Here is a 19,891-nt window from a genome sequence, read left to right as displayed (position 1 = left end):
GTCTCCTTACTTTTCAATATTGAAAGAAACTTGTACTTCGCCAACAGACGGAATGACGAAAGCAGCCTTGTCGGCCTTGGCCTTCTGCTGTTCGAACTGCTGCTGGAGGCTACGAGACTTTTCGATGAGAGCCTGGGTTTCAGGCTGGTTAGCGAGGTAGTAGGAAGCGACAGCGGTGATGCCGAAGCCGAGAGCCACAACGACGCTATAGACGATACCGGCGATGTCGATAATCGGAGTCCACTTCTGGTGAGCGATACCCATCGTCTGGAATGCAGACGAAATAGCGTGGAACAAATGAAGGCCGATTACGAACATGCTAACCACATAGAATGCAGCCCAGCCCGGATTTGCAAACATCTGGATCGTGGTGAGCCACATGTCGCGGATGATTTCGCCCTTGTCGTTCACATAGAGGTAGTGTTCACCGAACTTGAGCATCATGAGGTGCTGGACGAGGAAGCCGAGAATGAAGAGACCAGACCAGATCATGGTGAAAGTGGCGAAAGTCTTCTTGCCCTTGCGTGCGTTGACTTCGTATTCGATTCCACCACGAGCCTTCTTGTTCTCAATCTTCAGCTTGATAGCAAGGAAGATGTGGAGAGCGAAAGCAGCCACCAGCACCAGTTCGACGAGGTAAATCATCTTCACCGGGAAGTGGAGCGGGTTGAATCCGGTCAGGAATTCGGTATAAGCGTTGTAGGACGCCTGTGCCGCAGCCTGGTCGAAGTTCAAGAGCTGGAAGTTACCACACATGTGGCCAAAGATGAACAAGGCGAGGAAAGCACCTGTGCATCCCATGATCTGCTTCTTACCAATGGAAGAAGTAAGATACGTGATGATCCATTTCATTTGAGTCTGTCTCCTTAGAAGGATTGTTTTATTGTTAAAAATTAGAGGACGCAGCAAGCCTTGAGGCAGGGCATTTCGTAAGCGTAGCGTTCTTCCTTCTTGAACCAGAAGTCGAGTTCGCGTTCTGCAGATGCCGGGCTATCGGAGCTGTGAACGACGTTTTCGGTCATGGAAGGAGCAAAATCGTAGCGGAGGGTACCCGGTTCCGCCTTGGCAGGATTGGTAGCACCGTTAATGGCGCGGACCTTTGCAATTGCGTTTTCGCCACCGAGAGCAAGCATCACGGACGGGCCCTTGGTCATGTAGGCTTCGAGTTCCGGGAAGAACGGCTTCTCGACATGTTCTGCATAGAAACCGCGAGCATCTTCAGAAGTCATCTGATGCATCTTCACGGCGCAGACAGAGAGACCGGCGCTGATGTAGCGATCAATAATACGGCCAACCAAGCCAGACTTGACAGCGTTCGGCTTGATCATTGCAAATGTCATTTCCATAGTAGTACCTTTTAGTTAAAGATGTGAGAAATATAGATTTTTTACTCTTCGGATGCGATTTTCTTCATCAAATCATCGGCGAGTTTGCCGTTGCTCTTGATGTTCTGAATCAACCAATCAACCGATTCCATGAGTTCACTCTTCGGGTAAGTCTTCTTGAATTCTTCAAAGACCTTGAGCGCTTCTGCATCCTTGTGCAAGTTTTCATTCAAGATGAATCCGCGGCTGAACATTGCCTTTTCTGCATCCGGAGATTCCGGCCATGTTCTGTAGAATACGCGATATTCTCTCTGGGCCTTGTCGTAATCTTCCATATCGCTGTAGACGTGGGCCAGTTCAAAAGTAGCCTTCTTTGCAACAGAGTCAATATCGGCATAGCGGTCACGGATACCAGACCATGCAAGATAAGCCTTCTGGAGGCTCTTTGCCTGCGTATAAAGAGAATCGGCAGACCTCATAGCAAGTTCAACAGACCATTCCTGCGGCAAGAGCGTAATGTTGTCTGCAAAGAGATCGACCTTAGCCGTACCCCAAGAGGTCACGACTTCCTTGTCCCAACGGGCATTACGGAACACCAAATAAGCTTGTTCGAACACGCGATTCTTTGCCTGTTCATAAGTATCCGGCAAGAAGTCTTCTTCGGCGTAGTAGTACGTTCTCTTCATGATATTTTCAGGAATTTCGAACCAGTCGTTCAATTCGGAACGGGACTGTTCGTAAGTCAAGGTCGGATGTGCCGGATTGCCCATACGTTCATAGAGAGCCTTGAGGGAATCTTCCGGAACAACAATACGGCTGAGAACCTTGTTTCTATAAACCTTGATAATGTAATCTACATCGCTTTGGCGCTTCATGGCACGATATTCCCAAGAACGGTCAAGGCCAACTTCACGGGCTTCGGTAGCAAAAGCAAGCTGGAGTGCCAGAGAACTTACAATCTGGTCATGAGTCTTGCGGGAACGGATCATCATACCATTATCGTTATATACAGCAAGAACATCCTTTTCACGGACTGCCGGTTCACCATTCATCGTCACGAGAACATAGGACGAATCCAATTCATAGTTCGCCGTTGTAGCAAGGTCACGTTCGATGGTCTTACGGACACGGTCAAGCGGTTTAACTTCGGCCGGAACCGCAGAAACACGATAGAACACATGGTAACGTCCAGTCGATTCCGAGCGGTGAACCGCAGAAATCCCACCATCCGGCAAAGTATCGAGATCGACGAACATGCTATTTACAAAGCCAATGCCATACGGGAGCGAATGGCCGATGAGGACCTTACCCACCGTGCCCTTTCCCTTCTTCGTTTCCGGATTTTCGCTATACCTGGAGGCTAACGTTGCGAAAGAACCGAGATCCATTTTTCTGTGCTTAAAGCGCTTAGCAAGTTTAGCGGAGTCCGCAGATTCTACGTGAAAAACAACAAAGCCATTCGGAATCATGTACAAATTCTTGTGCTTTTCGTAGTATTCTTCCACGGAAGGCATCTGGATTTTAGTTTCCTGAATGTTGTACTTTTTCAAGAGAGCTGGACCCGTTTCACGAACAATCCTTTGGCGATGGTCCGAGACGAAACGTTCCTTTATATCGTATGTAATCTTGACTTCGGCATTAGAATCGGCCAAATTTCTATGATGGAAAGCATAGGACTTCAGGGAATCGTAGTTGGATTCGATATACTTTGCATCGGCAACCTTGTCACGAAGGTTCATGTACGAAAGCGAATCAGCAAACTGGTCACGGTGCTTGTCGTAATAGAAAGCCAGTTCGTCGTCACTGTACATCAGGCGGTCCATCGTATAAAGACGCTGGTACACAAAAGTGAGCAGGTAATTTTCCAAGGCCGCGTTATGGGCTGCAAGCTGTTCCTTTAATTCCGGATACTTCTGGAGAGCAACCGTATAGAGAGCCTTACGGCTAAACAAGGAACTCGAAGCCTTTCTCATCTGCTCGGTATTAGGGACAATGTTCCCCACACGCATGATGAATGCGTAGTCTTCCTTAAAAATGGGTTCGCCATTCACCCTAGCAACGAGAGTATCCTTGTCTCCAATAGAATTACACCCTGTAAAAACAAGGGCACAGAAGGAAATAACAGCAAGCAAAGCCTTTTTCATAAAGTCCTCATGAATATGTGCGTGTGAATATAACAAATTTTTATAGTTAATAGTTACTGGTTATTGGTCATTAGTTATTAGTTACTAGAGATTCTAAAAATGAAGTTTTGGGAACTTGGGAAATAAAGCATTGTCGACCATTGACTAATGACCATTGACTAACGACTAGCAACAAATTACTTTATCCTAAATAAATAATAATTTACAAATCGTCATATTCTGTATACTTTCACACCACAAGTTCCACGTCAGCAATCATTTAACAAAAGGCAACATTAACTATATTAGGGGCACTTGAAGAGCATACTCTCAATCTTTTTTGTAAAAGCCGTCATAACGACGGCGATTGTAGGCGCTGTGGCACTTGGCGTCTGGTATGTTCATTTTGCCATCGAAGAGATTCTTTCGACCCCGCACACGTTCGGGAACCTCACAATTACCCCATACGGGCACCGTCAAAACAACCTCCTAGAGCATTTCTACGATTCAGTCCACGTTCAACAGGGTGAGTCCTCTTACATGATTCGAGGGCCGCATTTGGACATCACCCCATTCGGTGACAACAGGGGGATTCTCCTCGAAGCAGACGAGGTGTCTGCAAATTTTGTCGCCGACACAACAAGCAAGGACAAAGGACCAAACGCCGCCCCTCCAAAAAAGTTTGAACCCATTGAATTTCCTGACAATATCAGAATACCATTCCCAGCCAGGGTCCGCCTAGGAAAGCTCGACTTCAACATGGGAGATATGGGTTGGAGCGCGCAAAACATCGATTTGCAAAACGTCGATGAAAAGGTTGTCACTTTAAGCGCCGACAGCATCAAGGGCGACTTCATCAAGGATGCCGCAGGATTGCAGCTCGATGTAGACTTCACGAACAAGAATGTCATTGTCAATGGCAAAATCAAGACACAAAACGACTACATAAATCTGAGCGCCTCGGCCCCCAAAAACGACCTCACCCAGTTAAAGGCTTCGACGAATATAAACGTCAAGGATCCTCTCAAGTGGGTTCCGATGAAGCTTTCGAAAGCGATTCCAGCAATCACGAACCTCAATCTCAACGGCAACGTTTCTACTTCGCTCACCAAAAAATCTCTACAGTACAACTTTACGCTTAAAACGCATATCGGTGAATACTGGCCGTTCTTGCCGCTCGACGCTACAATCAAGGTGAACGGCACCCCCAAGCAGACCAATATCGAAACGTTCTTCAAGAACAACGAAGGCGGCACCATCAGTCTCGACGGAACCATCGATGACAAGCTCGACTTTGACTTTTCTGGCGAAATCGCAAACATGAGCGCCATGTACGGCCCGCAAATGATGCCCATGGACATGGATATCCAGTCCATCACCAAATCAGGGGACAACATCGACGCATCCATCGAAACACGCGAAGGCTCCGTCGTCAGGGCTCACGTGAGAACAAAGGACAGCCTCAAAGTATTCTTTGCAGCAAACCTTTCGGCCATGGAACCTTGGGCGCTGGACTGGGTCAGGGGTAACGTCGAAATCGCGAAGAATCCAAAAATCATCGGTTCCTTCCAGAACAACAAATTGCGCGCTTACGTAAAAATTGATTCCATCATCAACGCCTACCACCTGAAGGCAGACTCGCTCCGCATGCAACTTGTCCTTGACCTCGGACGCCGCTTCATTGATTTCCCGAAAGCAACTATATACACACCCAACGAAGAATTTTCCATTACAGGCGATGTAGACTACCACGATCCCACGCTCCGTACATCTTGGCATCTCAAGCAAAAGAACGGAGGTTCAGCATCAACGACGGTACATGTGGGCGACTCGCTCATGATCTGGGCTGAAGCGGACCACGCCGAAATTTCGACCATTCCGTTCTCTGACATCGAAATAAGCGACCAATTCAAAGGTTCTGTTACAGGATCCATTGCCTACAATCTTGATTCAAGAGTTGGCGAAGCGGAGCTCGATATCGACGGAAACGTGGAACCGTTTATTGTTCACGGGCACACCAAGATTAGGGAAAGTGGCGACACTATCGTCATTGACACCGCAGTCTTTATGCACAACAGCAACAAGGTTGCCATGGAAGCAACGTTTGTGCTCCCGAACGATTCGAACCCAGCCTACAAGCCCACCGCCATGCTCCCCATCCAAATTTTGCACGCATGGGCTTCGGCAGAAGACTTCAACTTACCGATTCTTTTGGAACCGCTTGGCGACACTACGCTTGCCTCGGGTAGTTTCAATGGTGAAATTTCGTTCGAAGAAGAAAGTGGTTTGCTCGGCAACATCGATTTCAAGAATCTGAAATTCAACAACATTCCCCCAGAGCTCTTGAAGATCCAACAAATGAACGTTTCGGCAAAGAAGAACAAGATTGAACTTCTTACCGACTTCGAAATTTTGAACGGCACATGGACCGGCAATACAAACATTGTCGTCGATGATATTTTCGAACCCACAAGAAAAGTCAAGCTCACTTATTTAAGCCCCAACAGCGGGTATATCAAGAGCGAAGGCATCTTGAACAACGATTTCGATTTCTTGGGCACCATCAATTTGGGAGGCATGTGGCTCATCCCCGAAACGCGTGCTGAAATCGCAAAGACCGACCTCAAGATTGACGTTCAGGCAACGCTCCGCGAAGGTTTGAAAGGAATCAAGGCCCAAATTTGGTCGGACTCTACCATACTCAAGTATTCAACGCTCCCGACAGACTTCCCGCTCCGCGTGAGAGGCGACCTCAAAGACGGCATGCTCGCCATCAACGAGATTTCTACGCAAAACGAATTTGGCGATTTGCTCATTGCCACGTTGCTTTACGATTTGCAACAAATGCGATTGGAAGCCATCGATATCAGTACCGAAAAGTACACGCTTGAAATGGACAGCCATATCATCACCTTGCGAAACGTCACAAGCCACTTGGAAGATTCCGAAGACCAGATGTCCATTGTCACGAACATTCCGACCATTCAATACAAGTTTAATGACGAAACATTTGGTACTGCAAACTTGATTGGCAAGAGCGATATTACGCTCAACATTCCGCACACGCAAGAAAGACAAATCAAGAACAAGAGCGTCAGCGGCAATTTCATTATCGACAAGCTCGTCTATAGAAAAGACCTGGACATTGAAATCACGCCAAGTTCTCTCGATAAACTTTTGTCGCTACTGAACAACGCTATTGCAAACCTGCGCAATAAAGAAAAGACCGAAGCCAAGATTTCTGTTTCGAGTCCCATCGACTTGTCGTTCCATGTCAGCGATTCACAAAGCGACTCCGTCGAAATTATCACGCCGTTCGCATCATTCCCGCTTACGCTTGACATTTGGGTTCTCGGTACAACAAACAGGCCGCTCTTGCGCGGTGACGTTACCAACGCCGACAACGGATTCATTGGCGTGAAAGACATCTACGAATTTGACCTGAACGCATTCAACATCTCTTGGAATGACGTTCCATGGCAACACGGCATCATCGATGTTTCGAGTACGCAGGAACTCCCCTACTGTTCTGAAACAGAAGACAAAGAGAAAGAAACCTGCCCTGTCAACCTAGACATTCAGGGAACGATTACAAACCCGCAACCCATTCCGAGTTCGAACTGCGGAACAGAATCTACGGCTGCCGACACGTACCGCAACATATTCCTGGGATGCGTCGCTACAGAATCCGGCGTTTCCGCCGACTGGAACAAGCTTGCGGGTAAAGCAATCGGTAAGTTCATTTCTTCGACCGCAAACAAGACTTTGGGCGGCGATTACATTGGCGATATCGACATGAAGGTGATGTTGTTCGACAATTCCGGCAATGACAAGGATTCTTCTTACGTCAAGGTTCCGATTTCGCTTGACCGCTGGGTGAAAAACTTGAGCCTCATCTTCGGTTATACGCAAGACCAGAGCCAGAGCCCGACATACGACCAGGCTTTGCAATTCGGTGCCAGCTACACGCTCCCTGTATTCCAAGATAAGGAATACTCGCACAAGAACCATTTCTCACCGTCGCTTTCCTTGAACGGTCAAATTGTCAGAAAGCAATACCAGTTCAGCACAGGCGAAGACAACGACAGCCGTATCGAAAAGAACATCGGTGTGAACTACACGTACAAGTTCTGGAATCCCTGCATTTTAGGCATCGGCCATTGCGAAACGGTTCGTCCGCCAAGAGCAATGCTCCAGCCCAACGACCCGAACGCCGTTGATTCGACAAGCACAAAGAACACCGAAATCAAACCGAACGGAACCAAGCCTACGGAGAAAGCAAAATGATTTTACTGATTTGCGCATTATTGTTTTTTTCGTCGTTTGCGTTTGCTGATAATGATGACAAGAATCCTTGGTCCGTCAACATCAGCGGAAATAAGATTTTCTCGAAATTCCAGCTGAACGAACAGCTCGACATTCCCGATGAATTCGGACAGCTTGATACGATTAAGCAAGACTTTTTGATGCGCCTTTCTTCGGAAAACGTACGAGCGCTTTATTATTCCCGTGGTTATTACAGCCTCGATTTAAAGCTGATTATTCAACGCGAGCAATTATCGGATGGAGCAATCCAGCGTAACTACTACATTACCGTTAAAGAAGGGGAATGTTACCGGTTTAACGAGGCAAAAATCATTTCTGCAAGCGATGATTCCATTCCTATTGACTTGAACACGCTAAAGATTACTAAGCATCACTACTACAATCAAGAAGACCTTTCTGAAGATTTGCAGGACATTCAGAAAGCGTACCGCAAACAAGGCAATTTACACGTTTATATTTCATCGGAAGAACTCGTCGATACAACGGCCAAAGTTGTCAATGTAAACATCAATGTCAATCCGGGGCCAAAAGTTTTGATGGGCAACATCATCACTACGACCCAGCGCATCATGAATAAAAACGAGAAAAAGACAGAGCCGGAACAAGGGCTTACCGACACCGCATGGCTTTCTTCTCTTTGGCGAATCAAAAAAGGCGATATCATTGACGGTAACCAGTATTTCAACTTCAAGAGCAAACTTTACTCCACCCAGCTATTTACGCAAGTCAAGTTAAACGACGAGCTTCGCGAAGACGGTCTCTCTGACGTTCACTTGGATGTTATCGAACGCGTCCCCGGCGAAGCGAGATACGGCTTTTTCTTCGAAGAAGTTTACGGCTTTGGAGCTTTATTCTACGCCGACCACAAGAACTTCTTTGGAAAGTTCAATGAATTTTCAACGAACTTCCAAATTGCACAAAACAAGCAAGAAATCACGCTTGGCTACGCAAACCCGCTTTTGTTCGGAACCGCATTTACATTCATTCCGACTGCAATCCGCTTTGTGGACCGTCTCTCGTTCAACCATGAAAAAATCACCCCGCCCGCCTACCCCGACAGCGTTGAAGAACGTTACGAAATCATCAACCGCGGCGACTTGACATTCGGCATCACAAACAACATTAAATTCCGTAGTTCCATCGATACGCGATACGTGAACAAAAATCACGACGAACTTTTCAAGCTCAAAGGCGAAATCGGTCTGACTTTCGACTACACCAACGATTACTTCAATCCGACCAAAGGATTCCGCTTTATGCCTACGGTGGGTCTAGGCACAAACTTTAACGTGAAATCAGACAACAGCGGATATTCGGACGACCAAGATGGCCACATTTATACTTATAGCGAAGCTACATTAAACATCTACGTTCCCTTATTCTGGACTCTTTATGGAGCGCTCAGCGGAAGTATCGGTAGCTTTTTCAACAAAGCTATCGAAGACGACGCCCGCATGTTCTATCAAGGCGGTTCCCGTTCTGTACGCGGTTACCGATTCCGCAGCGTTTTCGCAAGCTACACGACAAAAGACACGGTTGCAGTCAAGACCGAAAGTGGCAGCGATTCCTCGGAAGTTAAAGACAACATCCATACGGCTCTAACGCCGATGTATTTCCGCATCAACGAAGAACTCCGCTGGACACTTCCTTGGAAATCGTTAAGAAGCTGGCAAATTGTGCAATTCTTTGACTGGGCCAAAGTTGTAGATATAAAAGACAACACTTACGAAGACGGTCAAGAAGCAAGTATTGGCTTAGGCATACGCTATCAATGGCAATTCCTGACGTTCCGCCTTGATTATGCAATAGTAAAAGGCCTCATGACTAACGAAAACTGCAGTGACAGCGAAAGCACCAACTGCAGAAATCACAAGAAGAAAAAGGGCTTTGATTGGAATAGAATCGCCTTTGACCTTTCGCAAGCATTCTAGTGAATTAAATCTCTATAAATTTTCGATAGAGACGTCTGCACAGAATTAACATCTGCGGAGATTCCGGCTGCAGCAAGAGCAGCGCGGATTTGTTCAAGCGATACACCTGCGGCATTGATTTTGAACGATGCAACATCGGCGCCGATATCGGCGACTCGCCCACTTTTCAAGACATGACCGCAATCGATAATAGCATAATCCGTAGCCCATTCATCCATTTCTGCAAGCACGTGCGAGCAAACAATTGCAGTTCCGTGAGTTTCTTGGCGCCATTCGTCAAGTAAATGCCAAACAGAATCTCTCGAAATCGGATCAAGATTTGCCACAGGCTCATCGAGAATCAAGAGCTTGGGATTATGCAAAAGCGCGCGGACAATTTGCACTTTTTGGCGGTTCCCAAGCGAAAGCGTTTCCAAGCGCTTATCAAGAGCCGGCAGATTCAATCGATCCGCCAAAAGCTTGCAGCGGTTCAACATATCACCGTTTTCACGCCAAGAATCTTCGCCAAAGCCGTAGAAACCCGTAAAATACTGGAGGTATTCTCTAATTGAAAGTTTCGGATAAACGCCTGGATTTTCTAGCAAGACGCCATATTTTTCGGCATTCAAAAAGCCTTCGGAATTGCACAAAGCATCTTCAATTTTGATAGAACCTTGAAAAGAACCCAAACGCCCACAAAGCAAACGCAATAGAGTCGTTTTTCCGGCACCATTAGGGCCTATCAAGGCAAAAAAAGAACCATGCGGAATACAAAGCGAAATATTCGACAATGCATCCGATGTTGATTTCGGATAACGAAATGTTACCGAAGAGAGTTCAATCACGCGCAAAAGTCCTTGACTGCTTGAGCAGGATTTTTAATGAGCTTGAGTGCATCCTTGGACTGGCGAACGGCTTCCATCTGCACGTTTTCGCTTGCACGCTGCAAATACTGGATGCAACGCCAATCCGTACGCACGGCAGCAAGCTGCACCTGTTCTGTACGGCGACGAATGCTCACATATTCAAACGCATGGAAATCCTGCTTGACAGCCGCCACAACAACTGCAGCCGTTGGATTTTCGATTTCCTGGATGTACTTCCATTCACGTTCAACAGCGGCAATAAGCACCTTTTCGCCAGGATTACGAATAAACTTCAACGCATCTTCGCTCTGACGAACGGCCTCGGCCCAAAGTTCATCGGACGCGCCATCAATCTTACGGACAATGCGCCAGTCCTGCGACACAGCAGCCTTGAGAAGCACCGGATTCGTAATAAACTTGAGCAAATTCGGTTCAGCCTTGAACGAAGCTAGGAACTTAGCCTCGTCCATAGCATTGAGCGCTTGTTTCAAAGCTTCGCACGGGCCACACTTCACATAAAGAATAGCCTGCTCATTTTTATCAAACGCAGCCTTTTGAACCGTTTCAGTCGGATTCTGAATTAAGCTGATTGCGTACCAGTTCAGCTTGATCGCTTCAAGCTGTTGTTCTTCAGTGGGGTTCTCAATGTTCTTTATTTCGGTCCAAGACTGCATAAAACCTCGTATTTATGATACAAAGATAGGTTTTATTTTTGAGTAGGAAGTAGAAAGAGGAAAACAGGAAGTTGTTTTTCCGTCTATTCCTTAACGCAGCGAACCGAGAAGGCTAAATTATATGTATCGATAGAATAAGGGGAATGAAGCGCCCAAGAAACGGATTCATTAAATCCTGACACATCAACAGAAAAACACGCATGAGCCCCATTAGCATTTTCACCATCGACCCAATATTCAGCATTTATCCTCACGCCTACGTTGCCATATCCTTTAGGAGCATTACAGAATTCATCGATAAGCACGGAGTTTGTATCTAAACGGAAATGCATTTCACCCGCAGGAACAGCACTAAATCCGAATGTATTGTAGCCTTCTTTATATTCCCAACCTACAGTATCCTTTAAAAAATTTTCAGCATAATCAAAACCACCCAAGTCGTATTTAGCTTGAGCGGCAAGCATCAATAAATGATTAGCCTCTTCTACAGAAGGCAAACGCCAACCAGCAGGACACGCATTTTTCGCCACATTCCAAGGATACAAGCGACCACGGCTATCACACGATGTCGTATCGGCACAATTGCAAAAAGACAACGCATTCGGAACTTCATATTTTAAGTTATCTGCAAACCAAACGGTACCATCAATATCAACAATCCTATAAACATTGCCATCTCGTTCATCCGTAAACTTACCATACTCGCCAGAATAAGTTGCTGGTTTTTCGGGCTTTATAGAAAAACCTAAAGGAGACGAAGACGTTTGCATTTGGCTTTCATCATCTTTGAGACAACGAACATAAGCCTCATAGGAATTTCCAATTCCATCTGTTTCTAACCCGGCACTGTCAGCACCAATTTTCAAAACGATATTGCCGAACCAATCCCCCCTAGTGGGCGCATTCGACGAAGACCAAAAGCGAATCTGATCTTTTCCTTCGGGAGGCTTAGCTCCAAAGCCGTATGCATCAAGACCATTTTTCCCTTTAGGCCAGCCACTCGTTGATTTCAGCATCGATCCCGTAAAGGACCCTTCTACAAAATTTGTCGCATTGTTTAAACCATTTACAAAAGCACTAAGGACTCTCCATTCATAATAACTCGGTACATGCCAGCCATCTGGACAAATTCCCTGGACCGGTTGTTTAGCAGAGCAATAGTTCCACATTCCATAATCATCGCCCCATATTAAACTATCCAAATAGCACCCCGTAACTGGAGCATTTATCATTTCTTCATAAGTGTAAGTTTCTTTGGAACCATAAGATAAATTTTCGGCCATCCAAACCCAACCGCCAATATCGACTGTTTTATAAACATGCCCATCGCGTGAATCCGTAAACGATTCAAAAGGCCCTGTGTAAGTTCTCTCAGTACGCTCTATCGGTAAATCTAAACCGTAATTTCCATCCCCCTGAATACAACGGACTACATATCCGCTCGCTTCATAAGTTGTCACAGAAGTAAAATACGCAAAAGCATTTTCATAAGACATGTACAACGCTTTGGGTTCATCAGTCAGAATATGCAAATCTTCATGGAGACCAGTTGCATAATCCTTACTATAGGACGGCAAAGCACTGAAGCCAAAACAATCTAATCCGTTTCCAACACCACTCCATCCAGTAGTTGATTTCAGATACTTACCTGCATATCTCGAGCCCCCAGCATAATCAAGCAATGTTTGAACATCATCCGTAGTTGGGATACGCCAGCCATCAGGGCATAGGCCACGAGCAGGCCTTGCAATAGGGCAATTTTCAAATGTTACACCGTCATAGACAAAATGATTTTTATAAACATACTCCCCGTTATATAAAGCAGGACGTTCGCCAGAGCAACCCGCAGCTATTCCCCCAACAGCATCAACCCAGGAATAATAATACTTCGAATCGCCCGTATATCTTTCACGATTATACTCCAAGTTTTCCGCCATCCAAACTTGATCACCAATTTCAACGGTCTTATAAACATGCCCGTCACGAGCATCCGTCAATTCACCAAAAATTTTTGTAGAATCGGAGCACGCAAATTTCGGATCCTCATCATAAACGACTGGAACCCGCGAACTAGACGTTGAGAAATCAATTTTTCTAGGGGTCGAATCAACAGCTTTGGGGGTTGAATCAATAACCGAAGATGAATTATCTTGGCAAGCTGTAAAAACAAGCAATGCGCCGCAAATTACCCAAAATCTGAGGCCGGAAATTTTGCAACAAAACAACGTCATGACGTAATCCCCTTTAAACTATTCTTAATATATATTCTAAATAAGATAAAGGAACACAACCAAGTTCATTTTGAAGCAAACGGATTATGATTTTGTTGCATCCGTTGCATAAAACATTCTTTCGTCTAATTTAATCCTTAATGCAACGGACTGAAAAGGCATAGTCCTTTTCGAACCCCCATTGGGCCCCACCTCCATTGTGTTTTTGCAACCCTACATAGCGAGCTTTATACCAATCATGTTCGGTCGCACTCCAAAAAAACGCTTCGGTACTATCTCCATAGAAACTACCAAGAAAATCTCTGTAACCTGCAGGAAGCGCCGAGAAGCCGAATAAATCTGAGCCATTTTCACTGCCACGATTCCAGCCCCATGCAGATTTAAGTTTCGCCCCTATGGAATCGCTCGCCATCGCAAACAAGCTGTTCCATTCACTAGCATCAGGAATATGCCATCCATTAAAGCAAATCCCACGCACCGGATATGTCGGCGAACATTCCTTGTCATAACCGCAGCCTTTGCCATTTTCACTGAATACACCGGCACTATCTATTGCAGTCGACCAAGTATAAAGTCGTCCATACTTAGAGCAATATTTGTCGTTATTGTTATAGCAATAGCTATTTACAGTTTTGTAGTTCAGGTTCTCCGCCGTCCAAACCTGATTACCTATTTTCACCGTTTTGTACGTTTGTCCATCGCGCAAATCTTTGAGCGTATTTGTCTCTGCATCATACACACAGCCATCATCAACTTTTTTTGAGGACTCATTGGATAAAGGTTTTACAGAACTGCTTGATTTTGCGGAACTGCTACTAGACTTTTCTTGTTTATTAGATGAAGAAGTTAGAGAGGAACTCATTTCATCACTCGGATTCACAGATGAATCATTTTCGCTGCACGCAGCAAAGAAAAACATCGCGATAGACAAAACAAGTGCATAAATATTATTCATTCCACAACTCATTACAAATAAACCAAATTTACTTGTTCGCAATATACAAAACAAGCTATAAAAAAAGCAAAAGCCCCCGGCTTTGAACCGAGGGCCAATTTACTTTAGCCTATTTGGTCAAAAAAGGTATTTTAGACACCACATTATATATTGACAGAATGATATAAAAATCCATACGAGCGTCGTTCTCTTTTTCACCTCTAAACCTTTGATACAACGGACAGAGTGTCCGGTGTCCTTGTGGCCGTAACCCAGGCCTGCAATGTCGTCGTGGTAGTGCAAGTTCATACTGTATGCGATACCATCATCAGTAGAACCCCAGAAGAACGCATAAAGGCCCTCATCACGGTAAATCCCACCGTTGTCGGACCATTCGCCAGCAGGCAACGCCGTGAACAAGTAGGCATCCGTACCATTGCCGCTTTCCCCTTCATCGTCATCCCAGCCGCTAGTAGACTTGAGCATCTTGCCTGCTGTACTAGAACCGCCAACAGTAGCAACTAGCTCTTTAAATTCAACCTCTGTCGGCAAATGCCAGCCGCTCGGACAAGCGGTTTTCGCAGCAGCCCAAGTGTAAAGGCGACCGTACTTGGTGCAGTTGGACACGCTATCCTTGTAGCAGTAGGAGTTTGCCGTTTCGTAGTTGAGATTTTCCGCCATCCATTCCTGATTGCCGATTTTCACCGTCCTGTAAGTTTGACCATCACGAGAATCAGTCAAGATGCCGCAAAGAGCGTCCGTCGCGAATGACAACGCAAGCAAAGCAAGAATGGCAAAAGTACGATTCATAGAAAGCCTCATGAATTCTATAATTATACAATTTTTTGGCTAGTTCACCGCCACTTTGACGATTTTGTTCTTTTTCTATATACAAAAAGATCCCCGAACAAGTCGGGGATGACATAATGCGAGTCTGGATCCTTCGGCCACTTCGTGGCATCAGGATGACACAACACGCGGGGCGTTTGCCCCGCTACACTTTACTTGTACAGCGGGTGCTTCTTGCAGAGAGCGACGATGTCTTCGCGGATCTTGGCGAGAGCGGCTTCGTCGTCCTTAGCCTGGATTGCACGGTCGATGATGCGAGCCACTTCGCGGGTGTCTTCTTCGTCGAAGCCACGAGTCGTGATAGCAGCAGTGCCAAGACGAACACCGGACGGGTCCATCGGCTTGCGCGGATCGAACGGAATCGTGGAGCGGCTGCAGGAGATGCCGACCTTTTCCATAGCGACTTCGGCTTCCTTACCGGAAACGCCCTTAGAAGTCATGTCAACAACGATGAGGTGGTTGTCGGTGCCATCGCTAATCACCTTGTAACCGAGCTTCTGCATTTCGGCGCACATAGCCTGAGCGTTCTTGATAACATTCTTTGCATAGACCTGGAATTCCGGCTGCAAAGCTTCGAGGAATGCAACAGCCTTACCAGCGTTGATGTGGTCATGCGGGCCACCCTGCATACCCGGGAACACGCCCTTGTCGATTTCCTTAGCGAGGGAAACTTCCTTGAGTTCGCCCTTCACCATCTTCTGGATCGTGCGATCCTTGCACATGATGATAGCGGAACGCGGGCCACGGAGAGTCTTGTGAGTCGTGGTCGTCACGATGTCGAAGTACGGCACCGGAGATTCGATTGCCTTACCGGCGATGAGACCTGCAATGTGAGAAATGTCGGCCATGGTGAGAGCGCCTACTTCGTCGGCGATTTCCTTGAAGCGCTTCCAGTCGAGGTTGCGGCTGTAGGCAGAGAAACCAGCGAGAATCATCTTCGGCTTTTCGCGGAGAGCAATTTCGCGAACCTTGTCCATGTCGATGCGGCCAGTTTCCTTATCGACTTCGTACTGCACGAAGTTATAGAGCATACCGGAGAAGTTCACCGGATGGCCGTGAGAAAGGTGTCCACCGTGGTCGAGCTTGAGGCCGAGGACCTTGTCACCCGGTTTGAGAACGGCAAAATAAACAGCAGCGTTAGCCGGAGAACCGGAAAGTGGCTGGATGTTCACGTGGTCGCAACCAAAGAGCTTCTTGCAACGATCGATAGCGAGAGCTTCCATTTCGTCGATAACTTCGTTACCGCCATAGTAGCGCTTGCCAACGTAACCTTCACTATACTTGTTGGTGAGGACGGAACCCATGGCTTCCATCACAGCCTTGGAAGTGTAGTTTTCAGAAGCGATAAGTTCGATACCATATTCCTGGCGTTCGGCTTCCTTCTGGATAATGTTATAGATTTCCGGATCTGTCTGTTGCAATGTAGATTTAAGCATTATAGCTCCTTTAAAGTTCGCGCTGCAAATATAGCTTTTTTAGACGAAAGACGAGAGACGAGAGACGAGAGATTTTTCTTAAAACAAGCACAAAGAGCTGTCTTTTTTATAAAAGGGGGAAGCATCCCCCTGGTTCGCACGTTGTTACTCTCCACCCCCTCTACGGGCTTCAAACGCCAGCCCGTAACGCCCGGCTTAGCAAGATTCTACCGGGGACCGGCTTCATTTTTCACACGAACGGCAAGTTCTGCACCAGCTTCATCAACAGAAACCTTGTAATCGGGCTTATAGCCCTGGGCATCGCCAGCAAGATCCTCGCCACCACGACCAAACGTATTCGAATCCATGTAGACAAATCCAACCGTCGATTCATCCGGCGAGCCATCTTCGTTTTTCAGGCGATATCCCCGAACTGGCACATCGTTATTGTAGACATTGCCCTCGATGTAGCAAGCCGCATAATCAGAACATTCCATTCCGGCATCGCCCACGCCGTAAATGAAATTGTTGTAGGCGTGGATTTTACCACGACGAGCAAGCACACCGCGAAGTTCCAAATTCGAGAAATAATTGTGGTGCAAAGTCAATGTCTGCGCAGAATCGATGAAAATGTCCGGTTCAAGCCCAAATAAAATGCCGGACTGTGCATTTTCAAAACGGTTCCACGAGAGCGTGACCGCATTCGAGCCTCGCTTGACATCAACCAAGATTAGCGGATACTCTTCAAACGTGCAATGGTCCACCCAGACATGGTGCGTGCGGTTATGAATCGAGAGAGCGCGACGGCTTGTTGTATCATGAGCTGTTATCGCAGGCGCCGTAAAAGTCAAGTTTTCAAAAATAAGATTGGATGATTCATTTGTCAAAACCCCCATGCCCGTAATGCGAATATCACGCCCACGACCATCCACAGTTTTATCAGACTTTATGCGCAATGGCGAACGCAAATTGTACGTTCCATCTTTTTCAAAGAGAATCCAGACTGGAGTATCCTTCTCGGCGCATTCACGGAAAGAGCCCTGGGACAAGGCGACCTTAGTTCCGTAATTTCCCAACGAATCCACCTTTGAAGAGTCGACAACATCAATTAAATCTTCAGTTGTCGTGACAATGCAAACTTCGCCTTCCACTTTCTCAATTTTTCCCGTGCTGTCGGTTTTTCCAGTAGCACCAAGCGTTCCAACAGCATAGCCTTGAATTTGTTTGAGCAAGGCTTCATGAGCACTCCAGTCGCTCTCGGGATATTCTGTTGCTGTTGCGATTTCAGGCTTTACGACCTTGATGTCCGAAGCCACATCGGAGCCGTCAACAAATAAAGTATCACCTGCGTTGGACTGCACTAACGTCGAATGAACTTCATCAGGGTCACCAATTTGCACATCGAAACTCCCCTGCGGAAGCGAGTCAATTACAAAATGCCCTGTACTATCAGGAACAACATAACGGTCAAGACCCGCCACGCGGACAACAGGCGATTCACCAAGGACTACATAGCCTTCTATAGACGTTAGTTCGCCCAACTTGATGGTATCAACCTTGGAATCGGCCTTGGCATCAAGCGCTATAGAATGCACTGCACCCGAGGCATCTGTTTCGCTCACATTGCGAGCTTCAATGGTGTAGCGACCTTTGCGGACTTCGAACAAAACGTGCCCATCCTCATTGGTTTCGTTCCAAGTTTGTTCCGCAGGGCCGCTAGAAAGGTAGTCATCAGGCAAAATGCGGACGCGCGCCATTGAAGCGGGCGTTCCATCCGCCATTTGTATGTACAAAGCAATTGTCGATTCGGCTTCTGTTCCACCGGCAACTTTATTGTCACTACAAGCAGCAAGGAATACAGCCAATGCACCGAATAAAACGTATGCACGCATTCGAGCAACCATCATCCATTCCTTTTTCATGATTGCCTCCCTTGAACTTCGGCAGATTTGCGTGACTCATCCACAATTTCACGAGACGCACCCTCGCCCGAAGATTGTAGCATTTCAGCACCGCGAATACGGCGTTTGCGCCCGCGCCTTTGCGGCGGCGGATACGGGTCCGAAAGCGGGAAAAGCTGCATGCCCAGTTGGAAAACGCGATTCGGCTTTTGGCAAGCCCCAACCTTCGCTAAGACCTCTCGACGGAACCGGCGAACCATTTCCACAAGCTCTTTATAAGTCGTTTCGTCACAACCAAACGCAAGCGTCGAAAGATTGCGTTCACCACGTTCAAAGCGGTCCATCGCCGTTTGCGCCACGTCCAGATTCTGTTGGATGTAAGCGTTCACCGCCGTATTGTACGATTCAAAACCACTTGAAACCAAGCCTTGCGTTTGTTCATAAAAGCCAGTCGTCTCGTTTTTCTTAATCATTGAAAGGCGTTCCAAAAGCGCAATCGAAGACTTGACCTGACTTGCAGAAATCGGCGGACGCACCATGAGCCCCAAGGCAGCATCGTCACCCACATACGGATAAAACGTCACCAGTTCACGAACAACGGCGTGGTACCAGTGGTCAAAATATTCAAACTGGTCCTTTGCCAAGTTTTCGACCTTGCATTCCTTAGAAGCCACAAGCTTTTCTAAGAACTGGCGACTTTCGGTATGCGTTTTCGCCTGGTTAAAAGCGACCATGTCGGCAAAGTACGCTTTTTCGCGTTCATCACTGCAAAAGATAGACGCAAAGACCTCGACAATGCGGTCGGTCAAATTGCGCTTGCCTTGCAAAATCTTATTGAACATCGATGAATCAAAACCTGCTTTATCGGCGATATAACGATGGCTAAAACGCCAATCACTCGCATGGCGTTCTTCGTATGCGTCCTTCAAAAATTCGCGATAATTCAGATATTCAAAGATGTTGATCATGTTTTAGTAGGCTGTTAGAAGTAGACAGTAGGCAGGAACTGCATAACTTAATATACATTATTGTCCACAGTTTTGCAAATTTAAAGTCCACATTATTTTGTAAAAAAACGATTTTTCGCGAAAAAAATTTTAAGAGGCGTTTTTTACGGGAAAAAGAGTGTTTTTCGTTCATATTTCCCGCAAAATCACAGACAAATTCGCCAAATTTTACAATATCGCCACTGCAAACAAAAACAAAAAAGGACTTTTTATCTTTAAAAAGCCCTTTTCAGTTCGATTTTTGCAGAGACGCGCCCTAAATTTGCACCATCGTTACATACAACATTAAAATTTCACGTGAAAAGCGATAGAATTTCTCGATTTTTCACG

At 46.4% G+C, this 19,891-nt stretch carries 13 protein-coding genes; 2 read left to right on the top strand and 11 right to left on the bottom strand.

Annotation, left to right across the window (positions count from 1 at the left end):
- Positions 1–6: 6 nt before the first annotated feature.
- The 3 genes from BUA34_RS01705 to BUA34_RS01695 are packed head-to-tail and all read right to left on the bottom strand — an operon-like array spanning position 7 to position 3,469.
- On the bottom strand, positions 7–852 hold the full coding sequence (locus tag BUA34_RS01705) for a succinate dehydrogenase cytochrome b subunit (RefSeq protein ID WP_072827001.1): 846 nt from the start codon (positions 850–852) through the stop codon (positions 7–9).
- A gap of 41 nt (positions 853–893) precedes the next feature.
- Positions 894–1,346 carry a nucleoside-diphosphate kinase gene (ndk, locus tag BUA34_RS01700; protein ID WP_072827000.1) on the bottom strand — a complete coding sequence of 151 codons (453 nt, stop codon included), beginning with the start codon at positions 1,344–1,346 and terminating at the stop codon, positions 894–896.
- Between the two features lie 41 nt (positions 1,347–1,387).
- Positions 1,388–3,469 (bottom strand): peptidyl-prolyl cis-trans isomerase, encoded by a 2,082-nt coding sequence (locus BUA34_RS01695; protein WP_072826999.1) that lies wholly within the window; start codon positions 3,467–3,469, stop codon positions 1,388–1,390.
- 294 nt (positions 3,470–3,763) lie between these two features.
- On the opposite strand from BUA34_RS01695, the gene BUA34_RS01690 reads away from it, so the two are divergent.
- A complete protein-coding gene (locus BUA34_RS01690) occupies positions 3,764–7,735 on the top strand; it encodes a translocation/assembly module TamB domain-containing protein (protein ID WP_072826998.1) in 3,972 nt (1,323 codons plus the stop codon).
- Entirely contained in the window at positions 7,732–9,705 is a 1,974-nt protein-coding gene (locus BUA34_RS01685; RefSeq protein ID WP_072826997.1) for a BamA/TamA family outer membrane protein, read from the top strand. The genes BUA34_RS01690 and BUA34_RS01685 overlap by 4 nt, the downstream gene beginning before the upstream one ends.
- Here BUA34_RS01685 and BUA34_RS01680 read toward each other — a convergent pair.
- From BUA34_RS01680 to BUA34_RS01645, 8 genes are all read right to left on the bottom strand, one after another.
- A complete protein-coding gene (locus tag BUA34_RS01680) occupies positions 9,702–10,529 on the bottom strand; it encodes an ABC transporter ATP-binding protein (protein ID WP_072827186.1) in 828 nt (275 codons plus the stop codon). The two genes, BUA34_RS01685 and BUA34_RS01680, sit on opposite strands and share 4 nt — an antisense overlap.
- Positions 10,526–11,224, bottom strand: a complete 699-nt coding sequence (locus BUA34_RS01675) for a hypothetical protein (RefSeq protein WP_072826996.1) — start codon at positions 11,222–11,224, stop codon at positions 10,526–10,528. Before BUA34_RS01675 ends, BUA34_RS01680 begins: the two co-directional genes overlap by 4 nt.
- A gap of 83 nt (positions 11,225–11,307) precedes the next feature.
- Positions 11,308–13,455, bottom strand: a complete 2,148-nt coding sequence (locus tag BUA34_RS01670; protein WP_072826995.1) for an FISUMP domain-containing protein — start codon at positions 13,453–13,455, stop codon at positions 11,308–11,310.
- Between the two features lie 130 nt (positions 13,456–13,585).
- A complete protein-coding gene (locus BUA34_RS01665; protein ID WP_072826994.1) occupies positions 13,586–14,410 on the bottom strand; it encodes a fibrobacter succinogenes major paralogous domain-containing protein in 825 nt (274 codons plus the stop codon).
- Positions 14,411–14,527: 117 nt separating this feature from the next.
- Positions 14,528–15,199, bottom strand: coding sequence for a fibrobacter succinogenes major paralogous domain-containing protein (locus BUA34_RS01660; RefSeq protein ID WP_072826993.1), 672 nt, complete (start codon positions 15,197–15,199; stop codon positions 14,528–14,530).
- 191 nt (positions 15,200–15,390) lie between these two features.
- Positions 15,391–16,674, bottom strand: coding sequence for a serine hydroxymethyltransferase (glyA, locus tag BUA34_RS01655; RefSeq protein WP_072826992.1), 1,284 nt, complete (start codon positions 16,672–16,674; stop codon positions 15,391–15,393).
- A 206-nt stretch (positions 16,675–16,880) separates the two neighbouring features.
- Positions 16,881–18,575, bottom strand: coding sequence for a pectate lyase family protein (locus BUA34_RS01650; RefSeq protein WP_072826991.1), 1,695 nt, complete (start codon positions 18,573–18,575; stop codon positions 16,881–16,883).
- Positions 18,572–19,522 (bottom strand): TIGR02147 family protein, encoded by a 951-nt coding sequence (locus tag BUA34_RS01645; RefSeq protein ID WP_254794275.1) that lies wholly within the window; start codon positions 19,520–19,522, stop codon positions 18,572–18,574. The genes BUA34_RS01650 and BUA34_RS01645 overlap by 4 nt, the downstream gene beginning before the upstream one ends.
- Positions 19,523–19,891: the final 369 nt, after the last annotated feature.

This window comes from Fibrobacter sp. UWB12 (genome assembly GCF_900142485.1).
In the GTDB taxonomy this organism is placed as follows: Bacteria; Fibrobacterota; Fibrobacteria; order Fibrobacterales; family Fibrobacteraceae; genus Fibrobacter.
Note: the sequence above shows the minus strand (reverse complement) of the source record. Positions and strands in the feature narration are given on the sequence as shown.